The organism is Butyrivibrio sp. FCS014, assembly GCF_000526935.1.
Classification (GTDB): Bacteria; Bacillota; Clostridia; order Lachnospirales; family Lachnospiraceae; genus Butyrivibrio.
Genome location: NZ_JAHA01000006.1, coordinates 231,861 through 248,255, shown reverse-complemented (window position 1 = coordinate 248,255; position 16,395 = coordinate 231,861). Strand labels below are relative to the sequence as shown.

Genomic DNA, 16,395 nt, shown 5'->3' with positions numbered 1-16,395 from the left:
CATTTTCATTCATAATTTAACCGACTATATCGATTATATTAAAAGTTCACCTTTAAATCAAGCACAAACTTAGATTTTTAGGGACTTTTCTTAGATTTTGGTCATCAGTTGCCCTTGTTTGAAAGGACTTTATCCTGAACGTTCTTGGGAACAGGTGCATATTTCTCGAAGAACATTGAATAGTTACCACGTCCCTGTGTTCTGGAACGAAGGTCTGTAGCATAACCAAACATCTCTGCAAGCGGCACATGTGCTCTAACGATCTTACCGCCGCCAAGGTCATCCATACCTTCAACCTGTCCACGACGAGAGTTAACGTCACCGATAACATCTCCCATGTACTCTTCAGGCATAGTAACCTCAACCTTCATGATGGGCTCAAGAAGAACAGGAGCACCCTTCTGCATAGCATCCTTGAATGCCATAGATCCGGCAATGTGGAATGCCATCTCTGAAGAGTCTACCTCGTGGTATGATCCGTCGTATACAGTAGCGTGTACACCTACAACAGGATATCCACCAAGTGTTCCGGCCTTCATAGCCTCTTCGATACCTTCGCTGATAGGCTGGATGAATTCCTTAGGAATAGCACCACCGACAACTTCGCTATCGAATGCATAAAGGTTATCTCCGTTGGCATCCATGGGCTCGAAACGAACTTTACAGTGTCCGTACTGACCACGTCCACCGGACTGCTTAGCATATTTGGACTCTACGTCTACTGCCTTTGTAATAGCCTCTCTGTAAGCAACCTGAGGTGCACCAACGTTAGCCTCAACCTTGTACTCTCTGAGAAGTCTGTCAACGATGATATCAAGGTGAAGCTCACCCATACCAGCGATGATAGTCTGACCTGTCTCAGGGTTTGTATGAGCTCTGAATGTAGGATCCTCTTCAGCAAGCTTCATAAGAGCCTCATCCAGCTTCTGCTGACCGGCCTTGGTCTTAGGCTCGATAGCAAGCTCAATAACGGGATCAGGGAACTCCATAGACTCAAGAATAACAGGATTCTTCTCGTCACAGAGTGTATCACCTGTTACTGTGTTCTTAAGACCTACAGCAGCAGCGATATCGCCTGAATATACCTTATCAAGATCTGAACGCTTATTAGCATGCATCTGAAGGATACGTCCAAGACGCTCCTTGCTGTCCTTTGTGCTGTTAAGCACGTAAGAACCTGAATTTGCAGTTCCACGATATACACGGAAGAATGCAAGCTTTCCTACGAAAGGATCGCTGACAATCTTGAATGCAAGAGCTGCAAAAGGACCGTCGTCTGTTGACTCAACTTCGATCTCATTGCCATCCATATCTGTACCCTTACAAGCAGGGATATCAAGAGGTGAAGGCATGAACTCGATTACTGCATCAATAAGCTTCTGGATTCCTCTGTTTCTGTGAGCTGATCCACAGCATACAGGGAATGCCTTACACTCGCAAGTTGCCTTACGAAGTGCTGCCTTAAGTTCAGCAACTGTGGGCTCCTCACCCTCAAGGTACTTCATCATAAGGTCTTCATCAAGATCGCAGATCTTCTCAACGAGCTCGCCATGATAAAGCTCAGCATCGTCTTTAAGATCAGCAGGGATCTCACCAATGGTAACATCCTCGCCCTTATCATCGTTGTAGATGTAAGCCTGCATCTCGAAAAGGTCGATGATACCCTGGAACTGATCTTCAGCTCCGATAGGGATCTCGATCATAATTGCATTTTTCTTAAGTCTGTTACGGATCTGCTCAACAGCTCCGTAATAGTTAGCGCCAATGATATCCATCTTGTTGATGAATGCCATACGAGGAACGTTAAATCCGTCAGCCTGACGCCATACGTTCTCAGACTGAGGCTCAACGCCTTCCTTAGCACTGAATACACCAACTGCACCATCAAGTACGCGCAGTGAACGCTCAACCTCAACGGTAAAGTCTACGTGGCCGGGGGTATCAATGATGTTGATACGGTGCTCTAAAGCGCCGGGCTTAGCCTTTCCGTTTTCCTGAAGTGTCCAGTGGCAAGTTGTTGCTGCAGATGTGATTGTGATACCACGCTCCTGCTCCTGTTCCATCCAGTCCATGGTAGCAGTTCCTTCGTAGGTCTCACCAATCTTGTAGTTAACACCGGTATAGTAAAGAATACGCTCTGTAAGAGTAGTCTTACCAGCATCAATATGAGCCATGATACCGATGTTCCTGGTTCTCTCCAATGGGTATTGTCTATCAGCCAAAGGTTCTTCCTCCTATAAATAATTAAACCCTAGTCAACTCACACAAATGTATAGATTAGAATCTGTAGTGTGAGAATGCCTTGTTTGCTTCTGCCATCTTGTGCATATCTTCTTTTCTCTTTACGGCTGCACCTGTATTGTTGTATGCATCCATAATCTCAGAAGCGAGTCTGTCTACCATAGTCTTCTCGCCTCTTGCGCGTGAGAAATTAACAAGCCAGCGAAGTGCAAGAGCCTGACGTCTGTCGGGTCTAACCTCGATAGGAACCTGATATGTGGCTCCACCAATACGTCTAGCCTTAACTTCGAGAGCGGGCATGATGTTATTCATAGCTCCCTCGAATACTTCAAGAGCAGGCTTTCCAGCCTTCTCCTCTACCTGTGCGAATGCTCCGTATACGATCTTCTGAGCTACACCCTTCTTGCCATCAAGCATAACTGTGTTGACAAGCTTTGTAACAACCTTGTTATCGTATAAAGGATCCGCTAATACGTCACGTTTAACAATATGTCCTTTACGCGGCACGGTTCTTCCCTCCTTTAGAATTGCAATGATGGTAATAAATCACTGCTTACTACAATCATCGGTACTCACTAATTTAGTGTACGTGCGGTATCTTACTTCTTTTATATAGAATAGAACACCAACACTTTAAAAAATTAGATCTGTTGTTAAATTACTTCTTGGCTGCTTTAGGTCTCTTAGCGCCATACTTAGAACGAGCCTGTTTTCTGTCGGCTACGCCTGCTGTATCAAGAGTACCTCTGATGATGTGATACCTTGTACCAGGCAGATCCTTAACTCTTCCGCCACGGATGAGAACAACGCTGTGCTCCTGAAGGTTGTGTCCCTCGCCAGGAATGTAGCTTGTTACCTCAATACCGTTAGAAAGACGTACTCTGGCAATCTTTCTCAGAGCAGAGTTAGGCTTCTTAGGGGTAGCAGTCTTAACAGCTGTACATACGCCACGCTTCTGAGGAGAAGCTGTTGCAGTTGCCTTCTTGTGAAGAGAGTTGAAGCCCTTCTGAAGAGCAGGTGCAGTAGACTTCTTAACAGATGTCTGACGACCCTTTCTAACTAACTGGTTAAATGTTGGCATTCTTCTTACCTCCTATTTTAATATATGCATAAGACAAAGGGGCATAGTTCACCCCTTTGTCAATACACGCAATTAAGAATTATAAATTCAATACCTGTGATTGTCAACTAAAAATTTTATTATCAGTTTTCGGCATCGCCATCGATGTCTTCATCATCTTCAGCAACAGTCACTTCTGTGTTATCTTCAAAGTCATCATCGAAGTCTCTTCTCCTTTTCTTGAGGATGAGCTTCTCGGGATCCTTGAAGTTTGCATCGGTATTAAGAGCTGTGTTTCTATATCTCTTCATACCTGTTCCGGCAGGAATCAGCTTACCGATGATAACATTTTCCTTAAGTCCGATAAGAGGATCAACCTTACCCTTGATAGCTGCATCTGTAAGAACCTTTGTGGTCTCCTGGAATGATGCTGCTGAAAGGAAGGAGTTTGTAGCAAGGGCTGCCTTGGTGATACCAAGGATTACCTGCTTACCTTCAGCGGGCTTCTTGCCTTCTGATGTAAGAGCCTCGTTGCAATCCTCGAAGTCGAGAACATCAACAAGTGTTCCGGGAAGGAAATCTGTATCTCCGCTCTCATCTACTCTTACCTTCTTGAGCATCTGACGAACAATCACCTCGATGTGCTTGTCGCAGATATCAACGCCCTGCAGACGGTAAACTCTCTGAACCTCTCTTAAGAGATAATCCTGAACGGAACGGATACCTTTGATCTTAAGAAGATCATGAGGGTTAACGGAACCTTCAGTCAGCTCATCACCGGCCTCAATGCTTGCTCCGTCTGTTACCTTGATTCTGGAACCGTAAGGAATAAGGTATGCCTTTGATTCGCCTGTCTCATCGTTGGTAACAATAACTTCTCTCTTCTTCTTGGTATCTCTTATCTCAACCTGTCCATCCAGCTCGGAGATGATGGCAAGTCCCTTAGGCTTTCTTGCCTCGAAAAGCTCCTCTACACGGGGAAGACCCTGTGTGATATCGCCACCGGCAACACCACCGGTATGGAAGGTTCTCATTGTAAGCTGTGTACCGGGCTCACCGATTGACTGAGCAGCGATGATTCCTACTGCCTCACCAACCTGTACTGCTTCGCCGGTTGCCATGTTTGCGCCGTAGCACTTTGCGCAGATTCCGTTGTGTGAACGGCATGTAAGGATTGTCCTGATCTTAACTGCCTCGATGGGGCCGCCCTTACTGTTAACACCTACGGAAAGGATCTTAGCTGCGCGGGAAGGTGTGATCATGTGGTTCTTCTTAACGATCACATTTCCGTCCTTATCCTTGATTGTATCGCAAGCATATCTGCCTGTGATTCTATCCTTAAGAGGCTCGATAGTCTCTTTTCCGTCCATGAATGCCTTTACGGTCATTCCTGGCTTAACTTCCTTGTCTGCACAGCAGTCAACCTCACGGATGATAAGTTCCTGTGATACGTCAACCATTCGACGTGTCAGGTATCCTGAGTCCGCTGTACGAAGAGCTGTATCGGAAAGTCCTTTACGAGCTCCGTGAGCTGACATGAAGTACTCCAGAACGTCAAGACCTTCACGGAAGTTTGATTTGATAGGAAGCTCGATGGTACGACCTGTTGTATCCGCCATAAGTCCACGCATACCGGCCAGCTGCTTGATCTGCTGGTTACTACCACGGGCACCGGAGTCAGCCTTCATGTAGATGTTGTTGTACTTATCAAGTCCTGCAAGAAGCACATCAGTAAGCTTCTTATCGGTATCCATCCAGGTATCTACTACTGCACGATAACGCTCTTCGTCTGTGATAAGACCACGGCGATAGTTTGCTGCGATCCTGTCAACAGTTGCCTGAGCCTCATCCAGCATCTCCTGCTTCTGAGGAGGCACTGTCATGTCCGCGATTGAAACGGTCATGGCTGCTCTTGTTGAATAGTGATAACCTGTAGCCTTGATGTTATCAAGAACTTCTGCTGTTGCGAAAGTTCCGTGTGTATTGATCATAGCTGTAACAATCTGCTTGAGCTGCTTCTTGCCAACCATGAAGTCTACTTCAAGTTTGAACTCATTTTCAGGCTGAGTTCTGTCTACAAATCCAAGATCCTGAGGAATGATCTCATTGAACAGGAATCTTCCCAGAGTAGACTCAACAATACCGGAAGTTACTTCTCCGTCTGCGTTTGTCTTCTCCATTCTGATCTTGATCCTGGTCTGAAGTGTAAGGTATCCGTTCTCGTAAGCAAGGATAGCCTCGTCAACGCTCTTGAAGTACTTGCCCTCGCCGATGGCGCCGGGTCTCTCCTGTGTCAGATAGTAGATACCAAGTACCATATCCTGTGTAGGAACGTTTACAGGGCCACCGTCTGAAGGCTTCAACAGGTTGTTAGGTGAGAGCATCAGGAATCTGCACTCAGCCTGAGCCTCTACTGAAAGAGGAAGGTGTACAGCCATCTGGTCACCGTCGAAGTCCGCGTTGAAAGGTGTACATGCAAGAGGGTGAAGCTTGATAGCCTTACCTTCTACAAGAATGGGCTCGAAAGCCTGGATACCAAGTCTGTGCAGTGTAGGAGCACGGTTCAGCATAACGGGATGCTCTTTGATAACATCCTCAAGTACGTCCCAAACCTGCTCATCGAGACGCTCAACAAGCTTCTTGGCATTCTTAATATTCTGTGAGATTCCTCTGGAAACAAGCTCCTTCATAACGAAAGGCTTGAAAAGCTCGATAGCCATCTCCTTAGGAAGTCCGCACTGATAAATCTTAAGCTCGGGTCCTACTACGATAACGGAACGTCCTGAGTAGTCTACACGCTTTCCGAGAAGGTTCTGACGGAAACGTCCTGACTTACCCTTAAGCATATCTGAAAGTGACTTCAGAGCTCTGTTTCCGGGACCTGTTACAGGTCTTCCTCTTCTGCCGTTATCGATAAGGGCATCAACAGCCTCCTGAAGCATTCTCTTCTCGTTACGAACGATGATATCAGGAGCACCCAGATCAAGGAGTCTCTTAAGTCTGTTGTTTCTGTTGATGATTCTTCTGTAAAGATCATTAAGATCTGATGTTGCAAATCTTCCGCCATCCAGCTGAACCATGGGACGAAGATCCGGAGGAATTACAGGGATACAATCCATGATCATCCATGCAGGATCGTTTCCTGACTCTCTGAAGGCTTCTACAACCTCAAGTCTCTTGATGATTCTTGCTCTCTTCTGTCCGCTGGAAGTATCAAGGCCTTCCTTGAGTTCCTTGTACTCAGCTTCAAGATCTATTGCCTGGAGCAGTTCCTTGATGGACTCAGCGCCCATACCTGCACGGAACTTGGTTCCGAACTGCTCTCTTGCATCCTGGAACTCTTTCTCGGAAAGAACCTGCTTGTACTCAAGAGATGTCTCGCCGGGATCAAGTACTATATATGATGCAAAGTAAAGAACTTTCTCAAGCATACGTGGTGAAAGGTCCAGTATAAGTCCCATTCTGCTGGGTATGCCCTTGAAATACCAGATGTGAGAAACAGGAGCTGCAAGCTCGATGTAGCCCATTCTCTCACGACGTACGCTGCTCTTTGTGATCTCTACGCCACATCTGTCGCAGACAACGCCCTTATATCTGATCTTCTTGTATTTACCGCAGTGACACTCCCAATCCTTGGTGGGTCCGAAAATCCTCTCGCAGAAAAGACCGTCTCTCTCGGGCTTGAGTGTTCTGTAGTTGATTGTCTCAGGCTTTGTTACTTCGCCTCTGTTTTCTTCGTCAACCTTGTGTGCCCAGCTTCTGATCTTTTCGGGAGAAGCAAGTCCAATCTTGATTGAGTCGAAGGTCATAGGCTGATAAGTCTGCTGCTGAGAAGGTCTTCCGCTTGAAGCTTCATTTATTGCTTTATTCATAGTTGAATCAGACATTCTTAACCTCTTTTCTATATGTAGTCGTCAATTAACGGTTAATAATTACATATCTTCATTGAAATCATCGAAATCGTCGTCTGACGCCTCGTCAGCATAATCATTTGCACCCTCTACTTCAGATACAAACTCGCCGCTCTCTTCGTCTATCCTCTGCTGAGTGAATCCGGCAGCTCCAAGTGATTCCTGCTTGTAATCTCTTCCTGATGTATCGCCTTCGATTTCATAGCGGTAATCAGGCTCCGTATAATCTACGCTCTCCATAATTTCTACTTCAGTGTTATCCTCACGAAGAACCTTGATATCAAGACCCAGTGACTGGAGCTCTTTCAAAAGAACCTTGAAGGACTCGGGAACGCCGGGTTCAGGGATGTTATCTCCCTTGATGATTGCTTCGTAGGTCTTAACACGTCCGATAACATCATCAGACTTAACTGTAAGGATTTCCTGAAGTGTATAGGCTGCGCCATATGCCTCCAGAGCCCAAACTTCCATCTCTCCAAAACGCTGTCCACCGAACTGAGCTTTACCACCCAGAGGCTGCTGTGTTACCAGTGAGTAAGGGCCGGTTGAACGAGCGTGGATCTTATCGTCAACCAGGTGATGAAGTTTGAGGTAGTGCATGTGTCCGATTGTTGTAGGGCTATCGAACTTCTGACCTGTTCTACCGTCTCTGAGCTGAACCTTTCCGTCTGACTTGATGGGAACGCCCTTCCAGAGCTCTCTGTGATCTCTGTTCTCATAGAGGTAATCCATGATCTCAGGATGAACAAGGTCTTTATATTTTGCCTCGAAATCTTCCCAGGAGCTGTTTACATAATCATTGGCCATTTCCAATGTATCCTGGATATCGATCTCGTTAGCACCGTCGAAAATAGGTGTTGCAATGTTAAATCCAAGGGCCTTGGCAGCAAGAGAAAGGTGAATCTCAAGCACCTGTCCGATATTCATACGGGAAGGCACGCCCAGAGGATTAAGCACGATATCAAGAGGTCTTCCGTTAGGAAGGTAAGGCATATCCTCGATAGGAAGTACTCTTGAAACGACACCCTTGTTACCGTGACGGCCGGCCATCTTATCACCTACAGAAATCTTTCTCTTCTGAGCGATGTAGATGCGAACTGCCTGGTTAACACCGGGTGAAAGCTCATCTCCGTTCTCTCTTGTGAATACCTTGGCATCAACAACGATACCGTACTCACCGTGAGGAACCTTAAGGGATGTATCCCTTACTTCTCTTGCCTTCTCACCGAAGATTGCTCTAAGGAGTCTCTCCTCTGCGGTAAGCTCTGTCTCTCCCTTAGGAGTAACCTTACCTACAAGGATGTCACCGGCACGAACCTCAGCACCGATACGGATGATTCCGCGATCGTCAAGGTCCTTAAGAGCGTCATCGCCGACACCGGGAACATCACGAGTGATCTCCTCAGGTCCCAGCTTGGTCTCACGGGCCTCTGCCTCGTACTCTTCTATATGAACTGATGTAAATACGTCATCTCTTACGAGTCTCTCTGAAAGAAGTACAGCGTCCTCGTAGTTGTAACCTTCCCATGTCATGAATCCGATGAGAGGGTTCTTACCAAGTCCAAGTTCTCCCTGTGATGTGGAAGGACCATCTGCGATAACCTGTCCTGCCTCAACGTGGTCGCCCTTGAATACGATAGGTCTCTGATTGTAGCAGTTACTCTGGTTTGATCTCTGGAACTTGATCAGATGGAACTCTTCCTTATCTCCATCGTCATAAGTCATCTGAATGAGCTTGCTGTCTACAAAATCAACTGTTCCGGCTTTTCTTGCAACTACGCATACACCTGAGTCAACAGCTGCCTTGCGCTCCATACCTGTACCAACCGCAGGAGCTTCTGTTGTTAAAAGAGGCACCGCCTGACGCTGCATGTTTGATCCCATCAGCGCACGGTTAGCATCATCGTTCTCAAGGAACGGGATAAGAGCTGTAGCTACAGAGAATACCATACGAGGAGACACGTCCATATACTCGAACATTGTCTTGGGATACTCGGAAGTCTCATCCTTGTAACGACCGGAAACGGTATTTCTCTTGAAGTATCCTTCATCATCAAGAGGAGTGTTAGCCTGAGCTACATGGTAGTTATCCTCTTCGTCTGCTGTAAGATACTCAACCTCGTCAGTAACCCTGGGATTCTCGGGATCTGACATATCAACCTTTCTGTAAGGAGCCTCAACGAAGCCGTAATCATTAACTCTGGCATAGCTTGCAAGAGAGTTGATCAGACCGATGTTAGGACCTTCAGGGGTCTCAATAGGACACATACGTCCATAGTGTGTATAGTGAACATCTCGCACCTCGAATCCGGCTCTGTCTCTTGAAAGACCTCCGGGACCGAGAGCTGAAAGACGTCTCTTGTGAGTAAGCTCACCAAGAGGGTTGTTCTGATCCATGAACTGTGACAGCTGTGATGATCCAAAGAACTCCTTAACAGCAGCCTGTACAGGCTTGATGTTGATAAGAGTCTGAGGAGAAACCTCCTCTGTATCATGGGTTGTCATTCTCTCACGAACAACTCTCTCAAGTCTGGAAAGACCGATACGATACTGATTCTGAAGGAGCTCACCTACGCAGCGGATACGTCTGTTGCCCAGGTGGTCGATATCATCATCGTTACCGATTCCATACTCAAGGTGGATATTATAGTTAATGGAAGCAATGATGTCTTCCTTAGTAATATGCTTGGGAATAAGCTCATGAACGCGCTTCTTAATGGTCTCTGCAAGACCTTCGGGATCGTTCTTAACTGTGTACTCCTCAAGGATCTCCTTAAGTACAGGATAGTAAACGTCCTCGTTGATTCCAAGCTCGGCAGGATCGCACTCGATGAAGTGTGTGATATCTACCATCATATTGGAAAGAACCTTAACGTTTCTCTCTTCTTCCTGAAGGATTACATAAGGAATAGCGCAGTTCTGGATCTCGGTAGCAAGGGCTCTGTCAACCTTTGTACCTGCAGCTGCGATCATCTCGCCAGTTGTCTCATCAACAACGTCCTCAGCAAGAACATGTCCCTTGATACGATTCTTGAAGTGAAGCTTCTTATTGAACTTATATCTTCCAACCTTTGCAAGGTCATATCTTCTGGGGTCGAAGAACATGGCATTGATAAGGTTCTCAGCACTCTCAACGCTTAAAGGCTCACCGGGACGTATTTTTCTGTACAGCTCAAGAAGACCGCTCTGGTAATCGGTTGATGAATCCTTGGAGAAACTTCCCTGGATCTTAGGCTCATCGCCGAAGAGCTCGAGAATTTCCTCGTTGGTTCCAATACCAAGGGCCCTTACAAGTACAGTTACAGGAACCTTTCTGGTCCTGTCTACTCTTGCGTAGAACACGTCGTTAGGATCGGTCTCATACTCAAGCCATGCACCTCTGTTAGGAATAACGGTACATGCCATAAGTTCCTTACCGATCTTATCGTATGTAATATCGTAATAAATTCCGGGTGAACGTACCAACTGGCTGACGATAACACGCTCAGCGCCGTTGATAACAAAGGTACCGGTTGCAGTCATCAAAGGAAGATCTCCCATGAATATCTCGTGCTCTGTGATCTCATCCTTTTCCTTGTTATGGAGACGAACCTTAACCTTTAAAGGTGCCGCAAATGTTGCATCTCTCTCTTTGCACTTCTCAATCGTGTTCTTGTTTTTGTCGATCTCATCCTCGCAAAGTTTGAAATCAACAAATTCCAGACTGAGCTTGCCACTGTAATCCTCAATTGGAGAGATATCGTCGAAGACTTCCTTTAAGCCTTCGTCAAGGAACCACTGATAGGAATTCTTCTGAACTTCGATCAGGTTCGGCATCTCCAGGACTTCCTTCTGGCGCTGGAAACTCATACGCAAGTTTTTACCCGCACCGGTAGGATGTAATCTGTTTTTTTCCATTGACATTCACCCCGTTCTTTTATTTTTTCTGTGGTAAATTGCGGGTCCTCTTAAAAAAGTGCGCAAAAAGACCCACTGCACCACAATAGTGCATTTTCCATTGTACTGCTAACATTTTTACATGTCAAGAGTTTTTTCCGCAAAATTCGGAATCGCTTCGCAATCACCCAAAGCAAACTCGAAATTGCTTCGCAATTCCTCATTTTGCGCTTCGCGCAAAATGCCAAAATAAAAGAAGCCAGACTTGCAAGCAAGCTTGCGTCTGACTTCTTGTTATTTTGTCGCTTTGCTTTGAAGGTTAAAAAATTACTTAAGAGTAACCTTAGCGCCCTCAGCCTCAACCTTAGCCTTGATATCATCAGCCTCAGCCTTAGAAGCGTTCTCCTTGATCATCTTAGGAGCTCCGTCTACGAGATCCTTTGCTTCCTTAAGTCCAAGACCTGTGATCTCACGAACAACCTTGATAACCTTAACCTTGTTAGGACCAACCTCTGTAAGCTCTACGTTGAACTCTGTCTTCTCCTCACCAGCTGCTGCTGCGCCAGCGCCTGCTGCTGCAACTACTACGCCTGCTGCTGCGGATACACCGAACTCTTCCTCGCAAGCCTTTACAAGATCGTTAAGCTCAAGAACTGTAAGCTCTTTGATAGCATCGATAAATTCTGCTGTTGTTAACTTTGCCATTATATTTTCCTCCATATAATTTTTCAAATCATTTTATAGTTATTGTCCGTACAGTCAGATTACTCTGCTGCAGGTGCCTCAGCGGGTGCCTCTGCTGTCTCAGCAGGAGCTGCCTCCTCGGCTACAGGTGCTGCAGCCTCTTCAGCTGCGGGTGCTTCTTCTGCTGCAGGAGCTGCCTCGCCGCCTTTCTCTGCGATCTGATTAAGAACGCGAGCAAGATTAGCGATAGGTGACTGCATAGAACCAAGCAATCTTGAAAGAAGAACTTCCTTTGAAGGGATAGTTGCGATCTCGGTCATAGCCTCAGCATCGTAAAACTTACCTTCAATAACACCACCCTTAATCTCAAGAGCCTTTGCCTTCTTAGCAAACTCATAGAGTACACGAGCAGGTGCTGCAGGATCTGTTGTTGATACAGCCATTGCTGAAGGTCCGTTAAGAAGATCCTTGAGCTGTTCAAAATCAGTTCCCTGGAAAGCGAAGTTCATCATTGTGTTCTTGTACACCTTGTATGTTACGCCTTCTTCACGAAGCTTCTTACGAAGCTCTGTGTCCTGCGCAACAGTAAGTCCGCGGTGATCTACAAGTACGAGTGCCTGCGCATCTTTGATCTTCTCAGAGATCTCATTTACTACAGGCTGCTTCAATTCAACCTTTGCCATTTTTTTACCTCCTTATAGAATTTACCGCCGAAAAAAAACCTCTCGAAGACATCGAGAGGCAAAAAGTCTTATCAAAAAACTTTCCTCGGCAGGCGCTTGCGCTTTACGTTCCCGTGAGAACTCCTGCTGTCTTCGGCATGGTCATCTTCAGACGACCTTGTATAAATTATCATATTACAATGATATTGTCAACAGTTTTTTATCATTTTGGGCTGATATATCCGTTAGAATCTATATTGATCCCGGGAGAGATACTTCCCATATAGTTCAGTATCCTTGCCGCATCTTCGCCGGAGGCCTCATACACTGTGCTTCCGCTCTGCACCGCAGGCACAAACTGAAGGTTTACCGAGCCGTTCCTGTGAAGGGTGGTAAGTATCATGCAGGTATCCAGAGTCTTGGAATTAAAGATGAAATTCCCCATACTGAACACCACCGGAACGCCGCTCACGTAATCAATCTTCTGAAGCACGTGGGGATGTGAACCGATTATCAGGTTCGCTCCGGCCTCAGCTATCTCTTTTGCCTGAAGGTTCTGATAGTAGTCGATCTCATCGGTGCTCTCGGTTCCCCAATGGATGAACACAACAACGTAGGCGTTTCTGTCTCTGGCCTCCCTGATCTTCTCAAGAAGCAGGGCGTCGTTTAAACATCTGAAAACCCCGGGGCTATTCTCTGTGGCGCCCTTGGTATCGGGATTATCAAGTCGCTCGATCTGGGTGGCACAGATAATTGCTATCTTAAGCCCACTGTCCGTCACATAGTACACGGGATGCGAAGCCTCTTCTATATCATTACCCGCTCCGGCATAGGCAACCCCCGCATTATCCAGTGCGGCAAAAGAGTCAACGAGGGCCTTTTGACCGTAGTCGTAGGCATGATTGTTGGCAAGTCCGACAATATCAACCCCCATGGTGTTGAGAATCGATGCGGTTTCGGGCTTTGCCCTGAAGGTGTAGGTCTTTCCTTCCGTCGGGGCACCGCCGTTGGAGTATGCAAATTCATTGTTTACCATCATGATGTCAGCACCGCGCATCTTATCGAGAAGGCTCTGGCCGATGACGCCCTCCGCTGTATTGCCGGCTCTTTTGAAGGAATAGCCTGCAGCGTAGTTGTCGTCAAAGAGTATATCTCCCGCAAATCCTATGGTTATGCTGTCAGGATCGGAGGCGCTGATGATGTGGGTATAGTCTTCGTCGCCTTCATGGATAACCGGCATCTGCGGCCCGGATGTACTCTCGGTTTCAGGAACAGCTGCATTCATGGCAACTCCTGCCTCAGGTATCGCTTCCCATTTACCGGCAAAACTCATGGCATGCTCGAGTTCAGCCTTGTCTTCCCCATTAATATGGCGGGCATAAAGAAGAAGGCCCGGAATACCAATTGCCAAAACGATAAAAAAAGTCAATAAGAAAGCCACTACCTGTGGCTTTGACATAAATCCTCTGATATCCACATTGTCGGACCAGTGATGGTCATCATAGTATTTCCTCATATACAAAGTATAACACAATATATAGTGGTTTTCCACTTTTGCAGATACAAGAAAAGCGGACCACCTTCCGGTGATCCGCCCTGTTCACATTACATTTGAAATTAATACTTGTTAGCAAGAACCTTTACGCCAGGGCCCATTGTTGTTGCAAGAGTGATGCTCTTGAGGTACTGACCCTTAACTGATGAAGGCTTAGCCTTTGTGATAGCATCCATAAGTGCCTGGAAGTTCTGAGCAAGCTGCTCCTCTGTGAAAGATGCCTTTCCAACAGGAACGTGGATGATGTTAGCCTTGTCAAGTCTGTACTCGATCTTACCGGCTTTGATATCAGCGATGGCCTTAGCTACATCCATAGTAACTGTGCCAGCCTTAGGGTTAGGCATAAGACCCTTAGGTCCGAGAACCTTACCGAGACGTCCTACAACGCCCATCATGTCAGGTGTTGCAACTACAACGTCGAAATCAAGCCATCCTTCGTTCTGGATCTTGGGAATGAGCTCCTCGCCGCCAACATGGTCTGCACCTGCAGCCTGTGCCTCGTCAAGCTTTGTTCCCTTAGCAAATACAAGAACCTTAACTTCCTTACCTGTTCCGTTAGGAAGAACAACAGCGCCTCTGATCTGCTGATCAGCGTGACGTCCGTCGCAACCGGTTCTGATGTGTACTTCTACAGTCTCGTCAAACTTTGCAGTAGCTGACTTCTTAACAAGAGAAATAGCTTCTGCAGCTTCATACTGCTGAGTCTTATCGATAAGCTTAGCAGCTTCTACGTATTTCTTTCCGTGTTTCATCTCTCATTCCTCCATCAGTCTTCTACAACAATACCCATGCTGCGTGCTGTTCCGGCGATCATGCTCATAGCGCCTTCGATATCAACAGCGTTAAGGTCGGGCATCTTTGTCTCTGCAATCTTTCTTACATCTTCCTTAGAAACGGTTGCAACCTTTGTCTTGTTAGGCACACCTGATCCCTTCTGGATCTTAGCTGCCTTCTTAAGAAGAACTGCTGCAGGCGGAGTCTTTGTAATGAATGTGAAACTTCTGTCTGCATAAACTGTGATAACAACAGGGATGATAACGTCACCCTTATCTGCTGTCTGTGCGTTGAACTGCTTTGTGAATTCAACGATGTTTACACCATGCTGACCAAGTGCGGGTCCAACAGGTGGTGCTGGTGTTGCTTTACCAGCCTGGATCTGTAACTTAATATATCCTTCGACTTTCTTTGCCATAATGGCACCTCCTGAAAATATGTGGTCGGACGCAATTCCCATAGGGATTTGCTCCCACTCAGCGGTTACGTGCCTGCTTAGCAGGCTATATATCTAAGCACTTACGCGCCTAAATACCAATATAATTATGAATCAATCTTTCTTACTTCTGCGAAGCTGATCTCAACGGGAGTCTCACGTCCAAACAGATCAACATTGATGATAGCTGTCTGCTTGCCAAGATCCATCCTCTGAACAACTCCTGTAGTATCCTTCCAGACACCGGCAACAACTGCGATCTCATCGCCAACGCCAAAGTCTGCAGTGATAACGCTCTTGGTGTTGATGCCAAGATTCTTGATCTCTGCATCTGTAAGGGGAACCGGCTTGCTTCCCGGTCCAACGAATCCTGTAACGCCTCTTGTATTACGAACAACGTACCAGGTCTCATCGTTCATGTCCATGTTTACAAGAACATATCCGGGGAACATCTTTCTCTGAACATTCTTACGGGCACCGTTCTTGACTTCAACCACATCCTGAAGAGGAACTCTTACCTCAAGGATCTGATTCTGAAGATGTCTGTTCTCAATGGTCTTCTCAAGATTGGCTTTTACCTTGTTCTCATATCCGGAATATGTATGGACAACGTACCAATGAATATTCTCATTGTCACCTGATTCCTCTGCAGCTGTAGCTTCTGCTTCAACAGGAGCATCTGTTTCTGATAATACCTCATCAGACACTACCTCGGCAGAATTCTCGGCAGCCTGCTCGAGATTCATTTCCATTTCTTCTGACATATTATCTCCTTTTATCTAAAGAAACCGGATGTAAGGAAGTTCATTCCTGTCTCAAACCCGATATCCAGTAAAGCGATCAGCGCACAAGTAATAGCAGAAACAACAACCACAGCAGTAGTCTGCTTGATAATGTCCTCTCTTGTGGGCCAAATGATCTTATTGAATTCTGCCTTTACACCCTTGAAAAAGGTGCTCATCTTGCTCTCATTCATATTAGAATGTACCTCCTGATCAGGAACAAAAATTACTTGGTTTCCTTATGTACAGTATGCTTCTTGCAGAAAGGGCAGTACTTCTTCATTTCGATACGGTCGGGATGTGTCTTCTTATCCTTGGTTGTATCATAGTTACGGTTCTTGCAATCTGTGCATGCTAATGTGATTCTTGTACGCATTATTTCACCTCCGTGCGTAATTATATTAGATTTAACTA

Annotated in this window: 13 protein-coding genes and 1 other annotated feature; all 13 genes read right to left on the bottom strand. The window is 46.2% G+C overall.

The window, feature by feature from the left end; translation table 11 throughout:
• Positions 1 to 104: 104 nt before the first annotated feature.
• Positions 105 to 2,222 (bottom strand): elongation factor G, encoded by a 2,118-nt coding sequence (gene fusA / locus T456_RS0104875; protein WP_024865174.1) that lies wholly within the window; start codon positions 2,220 to 2,222, stop codon positions 105 to 107.
• Between the two features lie 55 nt (positions 2,223 to 2,277).
• A complete protein-coding gene (gene rpsG, locus T456_RS0104870; protein ID WP_013281752.1) occupies positions 2,278 to 2,748 on the bottom strand; it encodes a 30S ribosomal protein S7 in 471 nt (156 codons plus the stop codon).
• A 151-nt stretch (positions 2,749 to 2,899) separates the two neighbouring features.
• Positions 2,900 to 3,322, bottom strand: coding sequence for a 30S ribosomal protein S12 (gene rpsL / locus T456_RS0104865; protein ID WP_022770014.1), 423 nt, complete (start codon positions 3,320 to 3,322; stop codon positions 2,900 to 2,902).
• Between the two features lie 122 nt (positions 3,323 to 3,444).
• A complete protein-coding gene (gene rpoC / locus T456_RS0104860; protein ID WP_051464980.1) occupies positions 3,445 to 7,173 on the bottom strand; it encodes a DNA-directed RNA polymerase subunit beta' in 3,729 nt (1,242 codons plus the stop codon).
• Positions 7,174 to 7,233: 60 nt separating this feature from the next.
• Positions 7,234 to 11,109 (bottom strand): DNA-directed RNA polymerase subunit beta, encoded by a 3,876-nt coding sequence (rpoB, locus tag T456_RS0104855; RefSeq protein WP_024865172.1) that lies wholly within the window; start codon positions 11,107 to 11,109, stop codon positions 7,234 to 7,236.
• Between the two features lie 306 nt (positions 11,110 to 11,415).
• Positions 11,416 to 11,793 (bottom strand): 50S ribosomal protein L7/L12, encoded by a 378-nt coding sequence (gene rplL, locus T456_RS0104850; RefSeq protein WP_024865171.1) that lies wholly within the window; start codon positions 11,791 to 11,793, stop codon positions 11,416 to 11,418.
• Between the two features lie 59 nt (positions 11,794 to 11,852).
• The gene (gene rplJ, locus T456_RS0104845) at positions 11,853 to 12,455 is read right to left on the bottom strand and encodes a 50S ribosomal protein L10 (RefSeq protein WP_024865170.1); all 603 of its coding nucleotides are present in this window, start codon (positions 12,453 to 12,455) and stop codon (positions 11,853 to 11,855) included.
• A gap of 23 nt (positions 12,456 to 12,478) precedes the next feature.
• Positions 12,479 to 12,609, bottom strand: a sequence feature (ribosomal protein L10 leader region).
• A gap of 48 nt (positions 12,610 to 12,657) precedes the next feature.
• Positions 12,658 to 13,893 carry a CapA family protein gene (locus T456_RS0104840; RefSeq protein WP_197026857.1) on the bottom strand — a complete coding sequence of 412 codons (1,236 nt, stop codon included), beginning with the start codon at positions 13,891 to 13,893 and terminating at the stop codon, positions 12,658 to 12,660.
• Positions 13,894 to 14,051: 158 nt separating this feature from the next.
• Positions 14,052 to 14,741, bottom strand: a complete 690-nt coding sequence (gene rplA, locus T456_RS0104835; RefSeq protein ID WP_024865168.1) for a 50S ribosomal protein L1 — start codon at positions 14,739 to 14,741, stop codon at positions 14,052 to 14,054.
• 14 nt (positions 14,742 to 14,755) lie between these two features.
• On the bottom strand, positions 14,756 to 15,181 hold the full coding sequence (gene rplK, locus T456_RS0104830) for a 50S ribosomal protein L11 (RefSeq protein ID WP_022765113.1): 426 nt from the start codon (positions 15,179 to 15,181) through the stop codon (positions 14,756 to 14,758).
• A 125-nt stretch (positions 15,182 to 15,306) separates the two neighbouring features.
• Positions 15,307 to 15,963: a transcription termination/antitermination protein NusG gene (gene nusG / locus T456_RS19185; RefSeq protein ID WP_024865167.1), complete on the bottom strand. Its 657-nt coding sequence runs from the start codon at positions 15,961 to 15,963 to the stop codon at positions 15,307 to 15,309.
• A gap of 11 nt (positions 15,964 to 15,974) precedes the next feature.
• On the bottom strand, positions 15,975 to 16,175 hold the full coding sequence (gene secE, locus T456_RS0104820; protein WP_024865166.1) for a preprotein translocase subunit SecE: 201 nt from the start codon (positions 16,173 to 16,175) through the stop codon (positions 15,975 to 15,977).
• A 32-nt stretch (positions 16,176 to 16,207) separates the two neighbouring features.
• Entirely contained in the window at positions 16,208 to 16,357 is a 150-nt protein-coding gene (rpmG, locus tag T456_RS0104815; protein WP_024865165.1) for a 50S ribosomal protein L33, read from the bottom strand.
• Positions 16,358 to 16,395: the final 38 nt, after the last annotated feature.